9 protein-coding genes are annotated in these 14,312 nt (G+C 61.5%); 2 read left to right on the top strand and 7 right to left on the bottom strand.

Features of this window, described 5'->3' with window-relative positions:
• The first annotated feature begins 60 nt into the window (after positions 1–60).
• The gene (rluB, locus tag ACZ3HG_RS03715; RefSeq protein ID WP_118664066.1) at positions 61–954 is read left to right on the top strand and encodes a 23S rRNA pseudouridine(2605) synthase RluB; all 894 of its coding nucleotides are present in this window, start codon (positions 61–63) and stop codon (positions 952–954) included.
• A 54-nt stretch (positions 955–1,008) separates the two neighbouring features.
• Here the strand turns inward: rluB and cobO are convergent, their stop codons facing one another.
• Both cobO and ACZ3HG_RS03705 read right to left on the bottom strand, forming a co-directional pair.
• The gene (gene cobO, locus ACZ3HG_RS03710; RefSeq protein WP_465331902.1) at positions 1,009–1,599 is read right to left on the bottom strand and encodes a cob(I)yrinic acid a,c-diamide adenosyltransferase; all 591 of its coding nucleotides are present in this window, start codon (positions 1,597–1,599) and stop codon (positions 1,009–1,011) included.
• Positions 1,599–2,360, bottom strand: a complete 762-nt coding sequence (locus tag ACZ3HG_RS03705) for a YciK family oxidoreductase (RefSeq protein WP_191932489.1) — start codon at positions 2,358–2,360, stop codon at positions 1,599–1,601. The genes cobO and ACZ3HG_RS03705 overlap by 1 nt, the downstream gene beginning before the upstream one ends.
• Positions 2,361–2,583: 223 nt before the next feature.
• On the opposite strand from ACZ3HG_RS03705, the gene sohB reads away from it, so the two are divergent.
• Positions 2,584–3,633: a protease SohB gene (gene sohB / locus ACZ3HG_RS03700; protein WP_191932488.1), complete on the top strand. Its 1,050-nt coding sequence runs from the start codon at positions 2,584–2,586 to the stop codon at positions 3,631–3,633.
• A 37-nt stretch (positions 3,634–3,670) separates the two neighbouring features.
• On the opposite strand, the gene ACZ3HG_RS03695 is transcribed toward sohB, so the two are convergent.
• The 5 genes from ACZ3HG_RS03695 to ACZ3HG_RS03675 are packed head-to-tail and all read right to left on the bottom strand — an operon-like array spanning position 3,671 to position 14,030.
• The gene (locus ACZ3HG_RS03695) at positions 3,671–5,683 is read right to left on the bottom strand and encodes an SWIM zinc finger family protein (RefSeq protein ID WP_465331899.1); all 2,013 of its coding nucleotides are present in this window, start codon (positions 5,681–5,683) and stop codon (positions 3,671–3,673) included.
• Entirely contained in the window at positions 5,680–6,816 is a 1,137-nt protein-coding gene (locus ACZ3HG_RS03690; protein WP_191935828.1) for a vWA domain-containing protein, read from the bottom strand. Before ACZ3HG_RS03690 ends, ACZ3HG_RS03695 begins: the two co-directional genes overlap by 4 nt.
• A gap of 10 nt (positions 6,817–6,826) precedes the next feature.
• On the bottom strand, positions 6,827–9,130 hold the full coding sequence (locus tag ACZ3HG_RS03685; protein WP_465331897.1) for a DUF5682 family protein: 2,304 nt from the start codon (positions 9,128–9,130) through the stop codon (positions 6,827–6,829).
• Complete coding sequence (locus tag ACZ3HG_RS03680; protein ID WP_191932485.1) at positions 9,127–10,206, bottom strand: ATP-binding protein; 1,080 nt, start codon at positions 10,204–10,206, stop codon at positions 9,127–9,129. The genes ACZ3HG_RS03685 and ACZ3HG_RS03680 overlap by 4 nt, the downstream gene beginning before the upstream one ends.
• Positions 10,207–10,235: 29 nt before the next feature.
• The gene (locus ACZ3HG_RS03675) at positions 10,236–14,030 is read right to left on the bottom strand and encodes a DUF4132 domain-containing protein (protein WP_465331895.1); all 3,795 of its coding nucleotides are present in this window, start codon (positions 14,028–14,030) and stop codon (positions 10,236–10,238) included.
• Between the last annotated feature and the right edge of the window lie 282 nt (positions 14,031–14,312).

Here is a 14,312-nt window from a genome sequence, read left to right as displayed (position 1 = left end):
AAAACAAAAGAAATTATGTTTTCACCATGACGCCTGGGAAGGCGACACAGAGGGTGCTCCATGAGCGAGAAGTTACAAAAAGTTTTAGCACGCGCCGGGCACGGTTCCCGTCGTGAAATTGAAACCCTGATCTCTGCCGGACGCGTCAGCGTCGATGGCAAGCTGGCAACACTGGGTGACCGGGTTGAACCCAGCGCATCAATGAAAATTCGTGTAGACGGCCATATCGTCCCCGTCAGTGAGTCCATTACCGAAGTTTGCCGCGTTCTGGCGTACTACAAGCCGGAAGGTGAGCTCTGTACCCGTAACGACCCGGAAGGACGGCCAACGGTGTTTGACCGTCTGCCGAAGCTACGCGGTGCCCGCTGGGTAGCCGTCGGGCGTCTGGACGTCAATACCTGCGGTCTGCTGCTGTTCACTACCGATGGTGAACTGGCTAACCGTCTGATGCACCCAAGCCGCGAAGTCGAGCGTGAATACGCGGTACGCGTCTTTGGTGCCGTGGATGATGAGAAGATCAAACTGTTAAGCCGTGGCGTGCAGTTAGAAGATGGCCCGGCGGCCTTTAAGACCCTGAAGTTTACCGGGGGCGAAGGGATCAACCAGTGGTATAACGTCACGCTGACCGAAGGTCGTAATCGTGAAGTGCGTCGCCTGTGGGAAGCCGTAGGGGTTCAGGTCAGTCGTCTGATTCGCGTCCGCTATGGCGATATCGATCTGCCCAAAGGGCTGCCGCGCGGCGGCTGGACGGAGCTGGATCTGGAGCCGACTAACTACCTGCGTGAGCTGGTCGGTCTGGCACCGGAAACGGTCAGCAAAGTGCCGGTAGAAAAGGATCGTCGTCGTACCAAGGCGAATCAGATCCGCCGTGCGGTGAAGCGCCATACCACCACCACGACCAAAACCAGTAAGCCGGGCAGCAACCGCCGCTCGTCGAAACGCCAGCAGGGCTGACGCCCGCTCGGTGATAAAAAGGGACCCCCGGGTCCCTTTTTTTATGGGGGCAGATTACCAGTCAATTCCCTGTTGCGCCTGGATCCCGGCGTCAAAGGCGTGTTTTACCGGACGCATTTCGCTGACGGTATCTGCCAGCGCCAGAATATCCCGGTGACAGCCGCGTCCGGTAATAATCACACTCTGCCGGGCAGGGCGCTGCCGCAGTGCCTCAAGGACCTCTTCCAGCGGTAAATAGTCAAAACTCACCATATATGTCAGCTCATCCAGCACCACCAGGTCCAGCGTCGGGTCCTGCAGCATCCGCCTGCCGTGCTCCCACACCGCCAGGCAGGCGGCGGTATCGGTTTCGCGATTCTGCGTATCCCAGGTAAAGCCGGTGGACATCACCTGAAACTCCACACCGTGCGGCTCCAGCAAATTACGCTCGCCGTTCGGCCACTCCCCCTTGATAAACTGGATCACGCCCACGCGCTTCTGATGGCCAACGGCGCGGCTGGCGGTGCCAAACGCGGCGGTGGTTTTCCCTTTGCCGTTGCCGGTAAAGACCATCAGGATGCCGCGCACGTCGGTGGCGGCCGCAATGCGCGCATCGACCTGTTCTTTCAGACGTTGCTGGCGCTGTTGATGGCGGTCGGTAGACATTATTCTGCTGCCCCCGCTTTGCGTCCGGGTTGCGCATCAAAGGTCTGCCCGGTTTTGCGCCTGCTGTCATCGCCCATCAGCCAGAGATAAAGCGGCATAATTTCGGCTGGCGTCTTGAGCTTGCGCGCATCCTCATGCGGAAAAGCGCTGGCGCGCATTTTGGTCCGGGTGCCGCCGGGATTAATGCAGTTCACCCGCAGCTGACGCGCATCATACTCTTCGGCCAGCACCTGCATCATGCCCTCGGTGGCAAACTTCGACACAGAGTAAGCTCCCCAGCCCGCGCGTCCCTGACGACCGACGCTTGACGAGGTGAAGACCAGTGATGCTGCATCGGATTTGAGCAGCAGGGGAAGCAGTGCCTGGGTGAGAAAAAACGTGCCGTCAATATTGACGCGCATCACCTGTTGCCAGGTGGCCGGGTCCTGCTGATCCATGGGGATCACATCACCCAGAAGCCCGGCGTTATGCAGCACACCGTCAAGGCGCGGCACCTGAGTGGCAAGTGTCTCTGCCAGTACACGGCAGCTTTCGGCTGTGGCGGTTTCCAGATCGAGAGTAAACCACAGGGCGGTGGCCTGGCCGTGCGCGTTTATTTCGTTACAGACGCGTTGCAGTTTCTCTGCATTCCGGCCCAGCAGCAGCACCTGCGCGCCGTAGCGGGCGTAAGAGAGGGCGGCTTCACGACCTATACCATCGCTGGCACCGGTCACAAGAATAATTCGGTTATTGAGCAGATCGCTTTTCGGTTGATAGTACACGGGGAGATCCTCTGGCGATGGGGAATATCAGGGGCAGACTGCGATTTTCGCCTGACGTAAGCCCTTGCACGGATTGAATAAAGTGTTTTATGCCTGAAAACGGCGCTGAGTTCAATCGCCCGCCAGGGTTATTGGGAGACTGAAACGGGTTGCAGGCGACTCCTGAGCGTGACTCAGCTACACTAAGCCTGTCTCTAACATAATGTAAATCAAGGCGGATTGAGTGGACCTACTCTCTTATTATGGACTTTTCCTGGCGAAGACCGTCACCGTAGTGGTGGCGATTGTGGCGATTGCCATCACTATCGCCACCCTGGCCATGCGTAAACGTGCTCAGGGCGGGCAGCTAAAGCTGACGCACCTCGACGAGCGCTACCGCGACATGCAGGACACGATGCGGCTGGCGAAGATGAAGCCGCTGCAGCAAAAACTGTGGCACAAAGCGCAGAAGAAAAAAGACAAGCAGGAAACAAAGGCGGCAAAGCAGCAGGCGAAGCTGGGGCATACGCCACCGCAGGAAAAACCGACCCTCTACGTGCTGGATTTTAAGGGCAGCATGGATGCCGGGGAAGTCTCTTCGCTGCGTGAAGAGGTGTCTGCGGTGATGGCGGTGGCGGCCGCCGGCGATGAAGTTCTGCTGCGTCTGGAAAGCCCGGGCGGCGTGGTACACGGCTACGGACTGGCCGCATCCCAGCTGCAGCGGCTGCGTGACAAAAAAATCCCCCTCACCGTGGCCGTAGACAAAGTCGCGGCCAGCGGGGGCTATATGATGGCCTGTGTGGCTGACCGGATTGTCGCGGCGCCGTTCTCGATCATCGGCTCTATCGGTGTCGTGGCACAGATCCCCAACTTTAACCGCCTGCTGAAGCGTAATGAAATCGACGTTGAGCTGCACACGGCGGGTGAATATAAGCGGACGCTGACGCTGTTTGGTGAAAATACCGAGGAGGGGCGTGAGAAGTTTCGCGAAGATCTGAACGAGACGCACGTGCTGTTTAAACAGTTTGTGCATCAGATGCGGCCTTCACTGGATATTGACAGCGTGGCAACCGGTGAGCACTGGTACGGCACGCAGGCGCTGGAAAAGGGTCTGGTAGACGCCATCAGCACCAGCGACGACCTGATCATCGAACGCATGAACGACCACCAGGTGGTCGGCGTGCGCTATGCACGTCGTAAAAGTGTGATGAGCCGTTTCACCGACAGTGCCTCTGCCAGCGCCGAGCGTCTGCTGCTGCGCCTGTGGCAGCGCGGCGATAAACCGCTGCTGTAACCTGCTGCTAACGCCCGCTTTTGCGGGCGTTATGCTGTTAAAACGCTGACGGCATCAGCAGACACTCCTGCTCCAGACGGTCGCGCAGGAGCACAAAGGCGGTCAGCGTCTTCACCAGCTCCTCAGGGTCAGCACCCCGCAGTCGTGTGGGGATCTGAGCCGCCAGTTTCGCCAGCCTTGCAAATCCACAGCGCTGAAGATCGGCTGCCAGGGCTTCGGCCTCCCGGCAGGCCCGCTGCTCCTGATGATGCAACCCGTTATGCAGCCAGTCGACCAGCATCTGCTGGCAGCGCTGAAGCAGCTGCAGCGAAAGCGGCAGGGGATGGTCAACGGCAGCCGTCGGCAGAGCCTGCGGCGAAGGCGGACCGGCCTGCAGTACCCAGGCCCGTTTACCGGTCATCACCACCAGAGGTTCCAGCGTCAGTTTCCCTCCGGCCACGGAAACCAGGCCGGAGACCTGACAGGGCGGATCGTCCTGCTGTTGCAGCACGCGGATAAGCGCGTCAATGGCACCCGGCGCGGCGGGGGAGACGCTGAGTGACAGACACAGCACATTATCTTCGCCGGGGCCGCTGATCGCCTCGGCTTCCAGCGTCTGACGCCCGGCATCCCAGCGCAGGCTCAAACACTCACCCAGCGGCAGAATAAACAGGTTATCGCTTTCACTCAGCGGACGGGTAAAGGCAGGTGGACGATGCAGCAGGTACTGGCGCAGCGCCACCACGCCGGGCTGACAGAGTGGAATATCAGGAATGGCCCAGGCGGCGGGCGTCAGGGGGGCCACGGCATTCAGGCGATCGCGGGCGCTGAGGTGAAGTTCACCCTTGGCATCACGCTGCGCCGCCTGGGAAATAATCTGGCCGCCCGCCAGCATATCCGCCTGAAAGCCGGCAATCCGCCGCTGCCAGCCCGGGGCATTCTCCTGTTCCGCCAGTGGCCACTGACGCGAGAGATGCAGCACGCTGCCGGTATCGGGATCGGTAAACCAGATACGCACCCCATAATGCTGCTCGTTCTGCCAGCTCTGCATCCCCAGCGACACCAGCCGCAGGTGATCCAGTCTGACCTGGTCCTGCACGCCGTGACCGACCAGGCTGCGCCAGGGCTGCGTGGGCGTCCGATCTTCAGCGGCGATGCCGGCCATCTCCCGGGCGGCGCGCAGGCGGGCCGTCAGTGCGGCGAACTGACTGAGAAACACCCCTGCACGATAGTGGGAGGCGCGTTGATGAAAGTCATCAATGCCTTCCGATACCTGTTGCACTGCCAGCGTGACCCAGCGCCAGTCCGCCTGTTGTGCGTGACGCGCGGCGCGAACCAGCAAAGGTGAGCAGGTTACGGCAGGCTGGCTGATGCCGCCGGTCCACAGGGCGTAACTCAGATCATTCAGCTGCGCCAGGCCATCCTCCTGCGGCATCTGCGTCGCGGGTTCCCCGGCGATCCCGGCCCCGGTCTGCCAGCTGAGATGATCGAAACCGGGATGGCGGGCTTCGGCCGCCGCAAAGGCCTGCACTGCAAGGATAATATGTTCGCACAGCGTGCCCTCAATACAGTCACAGCGGGCGAAGCGCATACTGCTGCGCGAGAAAAACCGCACGTCGCTCATCGGCAGCCTGGCGGCAGGCACCTGGCCTGGGGCACAGTGAAGTTCAATGACCAGCCCTTTTCCGGCCAGCTGCTGCGCCCGTTTGCGGGTGGTCGCAGGCAGGGAGGCGAGTTCGTCCAGCCATTCCCCTGGCTGCCAGCGGGTTTCCGGGGGGGGTGTCACCGGGGTGTGGATCTGCTGGTAACCCAGTACCAGCATCACCCGATGGCGACACATGCCGCTGGCGTTGCAGGTGCAGCTTGCCTCTTTCAGCCCCTGGCCCTGGTTCAGGCGCGTCACGGTGCCCTCGCTGAACCGGGCCGTCAGCACACCTTCTGCATCGCTGAACAGCGGCAGGTTTCCGGCGGCAATCTCCTTCTGGCTGCGTTTAACCAGGCCAGCGTTGCTCAGGGCGATCAGCGCCTGGGGCGTCAGTTCGAGCAGTTCATTGCGTACGGGAGCACTCATGATTGTAGATTCTCTGCGAGCCACGCCGCCAGCTCTCCCGGCGTCATCGCGGCGATCTGCGCCCCGACATTCACCAGCCGCTGGGCCATTTCCCGGTCGTAACTGGGTGCGGCTTTGTTGTCCAGCGCGGCCAGACCGAGGACTTTAGTGCCGTCCTGCACGCACTGTCTGACCTGGTTTATCAGCAGAGAGGGGGAACCGCCCTCGAAGAAATCGCTGACCAGCACAATGGCACTTTTTTCCGGCTGCGCGATCAGCTGCCGGGCGTACTGCACGGCTTTGCCGATATCCGTGCCGCCACCCAGTTGCACCTTCATCAGCAAATCGACCGGGTCCTGCACGTCGGCCGTCAGGTCAACCACGCTGGTATCAAATGCCACCAGATGGGTACGAATGCCCGGCAGCTGCCACAGGCAGGCGGCCATTACCGCTGAGTGGATCACCGAATCCACCATCGATCCGCTCTGATCGACCAGCAGCACCAGCTGCCATTTTTCACTGTGGCGTTTCACCCGGCTGATAAACACCGGGGATTCAATGTACAGACGACGGCGTTCCGGGTCCCAGCGATGCAGATTTTCACGCAGCGTGCTTTTAAAATCGAAGTTGCGAGCGATCGCGACCGGCGACCGCCGCCGCCGGTCGCGGGAGCCAGAAAAGGCCTGGCGGACGTCAGTCGCCAGCCGTGCCATAATCTGCTCCACGACCTGGCGCACCAGCCGGCGTGCTGCCTGTAATACCTCAGGGTTCATCAGGTGTTTGGTATGCAGGACGGCGCGCAGCAGTCCCTCCGAGGGCGCAATGCGCTCCAGGACATCCAGATTGGTGACCACGTCATCGATGCCAAACCGCAGCACTGCGTCACTTTCCAGGCGCTCTATCACCTCAGCCGGAAACAGCTGGTGGATGGCGTTGATCCATTCTGGCGTGGTGAGCTGCGACCCCTGCATTCCGCCGTGACGTTCTCCACGCTGGATACGCTGCGGATCGCGCCCGTACAGCCACTCCAGGGCGTTATCCACGGCGCGGGCCTGCTCATCCAGCCCGCTGAGGCTGTTTTCTGCCGCCTCACCCAGTAGCAGACGCCAGCGCTGCAGCTCACGGCTGGATAAAATATCAGAGAGTTCGGGCATCAGTGTTCCTTTACAGTATGCCCCAGGCGCGCAGCTGGTCGGCCGCACGTTGATCCTGCTGCTGGTGACGGAAGAGTTCGGCGGGTGTACAGGATGTCGCCTGCGGCGTCTGTAACAGATGCTCAGGCAGGTGTGTGAGCTGATAATGCGCCAGCACCTGACGCGCCAGCGCTGCCCGTTCACGCGGTGGCAGCCAGGCGAGCGCCGCCCGCATGTCGGGCAGGGCGTGAATAAACGGATCATCGTCAAGCTGCATCAGCCGCTGATTAAAACCGACGATAAACGCGGGGTGTGAGGCCAGCTGATGGCGGGCAAGGGCAATCAGTCCATGCAGTGCTTCACCCAGCAAATCTGGCGGAAGATCGTCCAGTAGCGCCAGCGCCGCCTGCGCACCGGCGTCGGGTTGCTCCAGTCGGATCAGGGCACCCAGTGCGGCTCCCCGGCTGAGCGCGCAGGCTTCCTTCGCCCTGAACCGGCGGGTCAGCACGGCCAGCGCACGCGGCAGCGGCACAAGATCGCCTGCGGGCTGACGGTTCTGTTCATCACGCAGAATATGGCACAGCGCCTGCCAGCTGTGCAGGTGGGCGCTGACCAGGGGCGTGGCAATCAGTCCGGTCGACTCCGCCAGCCACAGGGTACGGTCGACCGCCGCCCGCAGGGTGGTTTGCAGAACTGCCGCGTCGCGCATGCCGTTGATTGAGTCGTGACGCCACAGGGCGTAAAGCACCTCCAGCGGTGGACCCATCGCTTCAAAATGACTTTCAAGCGCAATCTGCTGCTCCAGCCGGGTAAGCAGTACCTGGCTGAACGCCGACAGACCGGCGAGCGTCGCACGCTGCAGCCAGCCCGACAGGGGACCAATGCCCTCTGACTCTGCCATGGAGGATGACAGCCGGTTACGGGAGGCTTCTTCCAGGGTTGCACCATAGCGAGCAGCTTCGATCAGGGCGGCATGCTGCGTTAACGGCCGCGTCAGCGCCCACTGCTCTTCGCCGTCACCCGACAGAGCCAGCGTGTTACCCGTAAGGCAGGTTATTCCCGGGATCGCCAGTACGGCAAGACGGTGCAGAACCTGACTTTGTTGCAGGCCTGTCGCGTCGTAGCGGTTAAGCGACAGCGTGGCGGGCAACGTGATGCCGACCCGCGCCAGTTCGCCGTTCACATCCTGCGGCAGGGGCGGTTGCGGGGTAGTGGTGGCCAGCTCACCAAAACGCTGGCCTGCGAGTATATCCACCAGCACCATAAGGATGGGGTCCGTGCCGGACTGCAGGGTACCGCGATAGCTCCACGGCAGCGGCGTATTGAGGGCTTCTTTGATCAGGCTGCCAGCCAGCGCATCCAGCCAGTCGTTACGCAGAGGGAGACGATGTCCGCGCAGGGCCGCCAGCGCCTGCGCCTGGCTCAGGGCGTTGGCCATATCCGCTGTTGATGCCGGTAAATGGCGCTGGCGCAGCGCGGCCAGCACCGCTTCCAGCAGAGACAGTCCGGCCTGTCGTTGGCCGACTCGCCAGCACCAGTCCTGCCAGACCGGGGCGGGCATCCCGGACAGATAGCCCGCCAGCACGTCCAGTCGCTTTTCACTGTAGGGCGTCAGATAGCTGCCGCTGACCGCGTCCGGCACCACCGGTTCCGGTAACGGAGGACGCTCGGTTGCGTCAGCACCGCGCCACAGGTGGGCCAGCGCCGGGGCGTGCCAGCCCCCGCAGACGACCAGCACCGGGCCGCTGTTCTGTGCAACCGCCCAGGCGATCCATCTTGCCATGTAGGCTTCCCGTTGCCGATCCTGCACGCTGCCGCCGCTGTCCGCGCGCAGTTGCTGAAACCACAGTGCCAGCGCCTCCGGCAGGCTGGCCTGCTGCGCCTCATCCTCGAACAGGTGGTCCCACAGCGCATCACTGTTCTCCATGCCGCAGGCGTCGAGCATGGCCTGCTGGCGTCGGTGATAGTGTGCGTCTGCGTCTTCACTGTCATCATCGTCAGACAGGGCCCAGACGGGCAAATCAATAAAACAGGTCTCTGCGCCGATTTCTCCTGCAGCACGCAGGGCCTGCCACTCCGGGGACCACTCCGCAAAGGGGGTCCAGGCCCCTGTACCGGGCCTCTGGTGATCCTGAAACTGACAATAGCTATAGATGGCAACCGGCAGGGTATGCGGCAGCAGCAGCTCGCCGAGGCGGGGTGTAAAATCAGCCGGCCCTTCGATCAGCACCCAGGCCGGGCGCAGCTGTTTGATGCTGCGCTGCACCAGGCGGGCGCAGGCGGGGCTGTGATGGCGAATGCCGAGGATCAGCGGCTCTGTGGGCGTGAGTGTCATGGCAGGCGGTGACGTGCCTGATAGTAGGCCTGCCAGTGCGCTCCAGTGCGGCTGCCGACGCGCTGCTCAAAGTAGCGACGCAGGCGTGCCCGGTCATCCTCATTATCTTTAACGATGGTACCACCGATACAGTCCACCAGGTCGGCCGGTTCGCTGGCGCGCTGCTCAAGGAACCAGGCGCGCACCCCAACCGCATGGGCTACGTTAACGGCTTCGGCGGTGGACATAATCGCGTTCAGACTGTCCATCGCGCTCTTTTTCTCCCCGCCGCTGCGCAGATCGCGAAAGGTGTTAACCAGCAGTTCCAGCACGTCGTCCGGCACGGTGTGTGGAATACCGCTGTGCGCCAGCAGGCGGGCCGAGGCGGTGGACACTAAATCCAGTTCCTGCTGGAAATTCATGATCGGGAACACGGTTTCGAAATCAAAACGCCGCTTCAGCGCCGCGCTCATTTCATTCACTCCCCGATCGCGGGTGTTGGCCGTGGCAATGATATTAAAGCCTTCCCGGGCGTAGAGCTGGCTCTCTTCACCGCTGAGCTCTGGCACCGCCATCACCCGGTCAGAAAGCATGCCCAGCAGGCAGTCCTGCACCTCCAGCGGGGCACGGGTAATCTCTTCAAAACGCACAATCTTACCGTCGCGCATTCCCTGATACAGCGGTGCCGGAACCAGGGCGGCGGTGGACGGCCCCTGGTTGATCAACAGGGCATAATTCCAGGCATATTTTATCTGATCTTCGGTGACCGAGGCTCCCCCCTGGATGGTCAGCCCTGCATCGCCGCTGATGGCGGTGGCCAGCAGCTCCGACAGCAGTGACTTTGCCGTACCCGGTTCGCCAACCAGCATCAGCCCGCGCCCGGTGGCCAGCGTGACCAGCATGCGCTCCACGCTGGCCACCGGGGTGACCACTTTGGCGGTGATGCCGCGTCCGCTGTCCCCCAGGATAAAGGCGCGAGCCGCGGGCAGGCTAAGACGCCAGCCCGGTGGACGCGGGCCGCTGTCATCCTGCATCAGCTGCGCCAGTTCTGCGGCGTAAAGCACGGCGGCAGGGGGCCGCTGTAACATGTCAGACATGGTCTTTCCTTATTTCCGGCTGCCGGACATTAGTCAAACAGCGCATCAATATCACTGAGCATTTCGCTGGCGGTGACAGGGTGCAGGCACGAGAACGGCTGTTTCTGCGGGTGTCGTTCTCCCCAGCCATACTGGTGCGCATCCCCCTCCCACAGCCAGATGCTGCTCAGCGTCTGCTCTTTGTTAAACTCATCCGGTGCCATGCCAACGCCCAGTCCTTCTCCCATTTCCAGCACCAGCGTCAGATCGCCCAGCGGTTTCAGCATCCAGCAGATCCAGCCGGCATCCTGCGGCACGCCGCGCAGCCAGCCTCGGGCCGTCAGGCCGGCCAGGCGGCCACTCGGGCAAAGCCGTCCCTGCCAGCGCTGCAGGTCGACCGATGCCGCTTCCTCTGCGGTCAGCTGATAGCGGTTGCGATCCAGCTGGCGGAACGGCGGCAGCAGCTCATAGTCAGCAAACAGCTGGCCAAAAGCCGCCGCTTCAGCCAGTGGGATCTCAAGAACGTGGGGGATGCCGATCTGCGTCGCATCCGGCGACAGGACGTAGAGATCATCTCCGGCGGTACTGTAGCTGTCGTCTTCCGCCACGCGGAAGCAGCTGATCAGCTGATTATCGGCATCATACGCGCCCCAGACCAGGCGGCGGGTGAGGTGGCCAATCAGCGGGTGACCGACCAGAAACTCTCTGAACTGTTGCTCCGTCCAGCGACGGCGCTGACACATAGCGGTTTCCAGACGGGCGATCTGCTGGCTGGCGATGGTGCGCGCATCTTTCTTCAGCAGTTTGAAACGATTTACCGCATCGGCAGACAGCCCGGCATCATCGCTTTTATTCGGTTTAGGCAGATCCTTCAGGCGGCTGCCGCTGCCGTCGCGGACGAAGGGTTTCAGCGTCTCATCGAAGCTGACGGTAAACTGACGTGGGCCAAAATCAAGCAGCATTGAGCCGTTATCGTCCAGCCCCAGATCGGGCGCAAGGCGGTCTTCCAGCTCTGCCACCGTCAGCTCACGCTTTTCGGCGATCTGGCTGATTTTTTCCCGTGCCCGCTCCTGCAACGCTTTAAATTTCAGCTTCTGCGCAATACCGTTAAGCTGCATCAGCGCGATATCAGTACCAATATCGGCCAGGATCTCCAGGCCGGCAACCGCCCGCTTATGCTGCGATTCACCCGGCCAGCTGCGGATTAACGGGGTTAACCGCCGGGCGATATCATCATTGCCAAACAGTCCCAGCGTGCTGAAGGCCCAGCCCTCTTTAGGGGGGGCCGAGGCCGCCATCCAGGCGTTGTACAGGTCCCAGGCAAAGTTGGCCAGCGACGCCGGGGTACAGGCCGCTTTCACCTGATCCAGGCCGGGATAGCGGCCATTTTCGGTCGGGAAGCGCAGCATAGTCCCCAAATGGGTCAGCGCCTCTTCAGGCAGCGCCTTGCCGTTGTGCAACTGCGGACGTGTCCACAGTACCGGTTGCCAGAAAGGCGGCAGGGCCGGGCGTTTCGCCGGGAAATCGTTGAGCGGGTCAAGCTCTACCAGCGCACTGACCGCCGCCAGCACCTCCGGCTGCTGATACCGTCCGGCGACCTCTTCAATCAGCGCCTGATGGCCGTTGTCCAACAGCAGGCGCAATGCCAGACGTGCATTATCCTGCGCCTCACCCGCTTTGCCGAACGCGATCGGTAGCAGTCCCGCTACGGCATGTTCCGGGTATTTAAGCAGCCAGCTGCGCGCCTCTTCGCGCAGGGTTTTCAACTTAGAGAAAGCGCGGGCGACAGGGACCGCCAGTTCGGTACTGCCGACGCAGATGGCCACGGTCAGGGCTTCCTGCGGCTGGCGTCCGATGCTGTTGATAAAACCAGGCAACCCATCCAGACCAAAGTGGGCCATCACCAGGGCGATGCCGGTGTGATGTTCGCTGCTGAGAACGTTCCACAGGCCAAGCGCTTTTTCTCGCGGCAGCGCGGGAAGAATATAAAGGTTCCAGTCGCTGGCATAATGCGCGTGGTTGGACGCCCAGTCGGCGAGCAGCTGAGGGTAATCGTCCTCTTCATAGGCCTGGACCGCCGTGGCAGGCAGCGACTGATTCCAGCTGGTGAAGCCGAGACGGGCCAGAACCTGGTCGGACGGCAGACCGGCGACCTGCAGCTTACTGTGATTTGACCAGCTTGACAGGATATCTTCCGGCACGCCGTCGAAGACCGCTGCGACCGGTTGTACCGCCAGCGACAGCAGCGGAATGCTACTGGCCTGTTTTTTGTTCAGCCATGGGGGAGACACCAGGATAGCAGGCAGCATATCGGCGCTGGCGCAGTCGGTTTTCACATTCAGCTTCTGCTGGCTGCGGTTCACCAGGTCGGCCTCTTCCGCCGACAGCCACGGCGCGACCTCAACCGCCAGCTGCGGCTGATTATGCAGTAAAGCATGCAGCTGGGTGCGCCAGAGAGCCTCTTCTCTGCCGTTCAGCAGGCGAACCAGCGCGGTGAAAGCCGCGTGAGGAAAACGCTGGCTGGCCCTGGCCGCACGCTCATAGCTGCGCTTACCCTGGCCCGCCGCGCGAATTAACATCTCCAGCGCCAGCGGATGATTGACATGCATCAGCACTTCCCCGCAGCGATCGCCGTGGGCATAGGGGGCAAAGCGCGGCAGGGCGCTTACGCCCTGTTCCAGCAGCACCGTGGTGGTGAGCAATTCACCGTAGTACCAGCTGTCGAAAACGTCGAGGCTTTTAAACGAGTCCAGCGCGCGGAGCGTGCTGTCACGGGTAGCAGTGATCTTCAACAGCTCAAGCGCCCCGATATCACCGTCGGGTCCGGTCAGGTTGAGGATCTCATCGGCCAGCTCAGGTTTTTCCGGCAGCAGGAGCGCCACCAGCGGCCTGCGCCAGGCAGGCGTATGGGGCAGGGCGGCGATCAGACGGTCGGCACACGCCTGCCACATCGCTTCAGGGGCAGCTGAAAGGTGCCAGCGCAGACGCATTTCATGCTCGGCAACGTTTTGCTGATAGCCGGCAGGGGCAATATCAGCAGGATAAAATGAAATCTGGCGGGTGCGGTAGTCGCGGTCGAGACCAATCTGCAGGCTGGCAATCATCATCTCAGTGGCATACATCAGGCCATAGTGAGCAACAATGGCATCAATCAGCAGCGTGGCTTCTCTGCCTGCGTAAGTCTGGTTAATTTTAATCATTGCCGCACCCGCCATCGGAGAGCGCTGAGGGATGGCTTTGCCCTCTGCCAGGCACTCCTGCGCCAGGGCTATCGCCTGCTGCCAGTCGCTGTCACAGCGACTGGCATCCAGCGGCAGAGGACCGTTCTTACGGACCTCCTGACTCAGTATTTTCATGCGCCGCAGCTGCTCAGACGGCTCTTCCACTTTGCCCGCAGGTGGGAGCGGCCGGTGACGATGGCTCAGGGCCAGCACCGTCAGCTTTTGCGGTAGATCAATCGCCTGACCTGCGGTCAGCCACAGGGGGGCAGCATCGCTGGCCACCGTGGCGATTGGTGGTGCAACCGGAGCCGGAGCCGCTTCAGGCAGGGCGTCAGGGGCCGGATCGGGCACAGCGGTTTTCTTCACGGGAGAAGATGCCTTGACGGTAGCGTCCGGGCTGGCGCTGGCCAGCGTCGCCTCATCCGGTGGCTGATACCCTTTGCGCGTCTTTTCTTTTATTAACTTTTCACACGCTTTTCTGGCCTGTTCTTCATCGTCAAAGCTTTTAATCTGGCTTTGCCCCTGAGTCCCCACGCGCCCCCAGTTGAGATGGAGTTCCTGCTGTTGCTGTACAACGGTCCAGAATTTGTGGGATTTTTCATCCTGATAGATCAAGGTGGTCATGAGGATTCCATTTTCGTTAACGCGGAGTGCGCCAGCACGGCGAACTCCGTCAAAGAGAAGCGATTCTCCGGGCACCTGCCGCTTTATTTAGCGGCTGCGGTAACAGGCCGACGGGTCAATGTAATCAACGGCAGAAGGGGGTTCAAGTGGAAAAATCCAGATGATATCCCCCCCGGCTTGCGATACTGCGCCGCAGAAACATAAAATCTGACTTTTCTTCCTTTATAGCCGTACCGTCAGGTTATTTTATCGTTACGGATAATGATCCATCAGGTGGATAAG

The organism is Erwinia sp. PME.40.26/001 (genome assembly GCF_055556675.1).
The sequence above is the reverse complement of the archived record's forward strand: the minus strand, read 5'-3'. Positions and strand labels throughout refer to the sequence as shown.

Excerpts from the sequence above, each read along its gene's own strand:
- cobO (WP_465331902.1), bottom strand. The coding sequence starts at position 1,599 with ATGTCTACCGACCGCCATCAACAGCGCCAGCAACGTCTGAAAGAACAG.
- ACZ3HG_RS03680 (WP_191932485.1), bottom strand. The coding sequence starts at position 10,206 with ATGTCTGACATGTTACAGCGGCCCCCTGCCGCCGTGCTTTACGCCGCA.
- ACZ3HG_RS03695 (WP_465331899.1), bottom strand. The coding sequence starts at position 5,683 with ATGAGTGCTCCCGTACGCAATGAACTGCTCGAACTGACGCCCCAGGCG.
- ACZ3HG_RS03685 (WP_465331897.1), bottom strand. The coding sequence starts at position 9,130 with ATGACACTCACGCCCACAGAGCCGCTGATCCTCGGCATTCGCCATCAC.
- ACZ3HG_RS03690 (WP_191935828.1), bottom strand. The coding sequence starts at position 6,816 with ATGCCCGAACTCTCTGATATTTTATCCAGCCGTGAGCTGCAGCGCTGG.
- rluB (WP_118664066.1), top strand. The coding sequence starts at position 61 with ATGAGCGAGAAGTTACAAAAAGTTTTAGCACGCGCCGGGCACGGTTCC.
- ACZ3HG_RS03675 (WP_465331895.1), bottom strand. The coding sequence starts at position 14,030 with ATGACCACCTTGATCTATCAGGATGAAAAATCCCACAAATTCTGGACC.